Consider the following 538-nt stretch of genomic DNA (forward strand, 5'->3'; position numbering starts at 1 on the left):
CCCCGCCGCCTTCGCCGATTGGTTCGCCGCCCGCGGCTGGGCGCCGCGGCCGCACCAGCTCGCTCTCCTCGCGGCGGCGCAAGCCGGCCGCTCGGCCCTGCTGGTGGCGCCGACCGGGGCCGGCAAGACGCTCGCCGGCTTCCTCCCCACCCTGGTCGAGCTGGCGGAGGGTGACGGAAAAGGGGGCCTGCACACCCTCTACATCTCGCCCCTGAAGGCGCTCGCGGTCGACATCGCCCGCAATCTCGAGGCCCCGGTCTCCGGAATCGGGCTCGAGGCGAAGATCAGGGTCGAGACCCGCACCGGCGACACCCCGTCGCACAAGCGGACCCGCCAGGTCTCCCGCCCGCCCCAGATCCTGCTGACCACGCCGGAGCAGCTCGCCCTCCTGGTCGCCCACCGCGAGGCGGCCGAGCTGTTCTCCGGCCTCAAGCGGGTGGTGCTCGACGAGCTGCATGCCCTCGTCACCTCGAAGCGGGGCGATCTCCTGAGCCTCGGCCTCGCCCGGCTGCACCGGCTGGCGCCCGGGCTCGCCGCC

General features: G+C 74.7%; 1 protein-coding gene. It reads left to right on the forward strand.

Annotated elements, in window-relative coordinates; genetic code table 11:
• Nucleotides 1-538, forward strand: a 538-nt coding sequence (locus tag VQ02_RS33805; protein WP_048448660.1) for a DEAD/DEAH box helicase, incomplete at both ends; no start/stop codon positions are given.

The organism is Methylobacterium variabile (genome assembly GCF_001043975.1).
Taxonomy (GTDB): Bacteria; Pseudomonadota; Alphaproteobacteria; order Rhizobiales; family Beijerinckiaceae; genus Methylobacterium; species Methylobacterium variabile.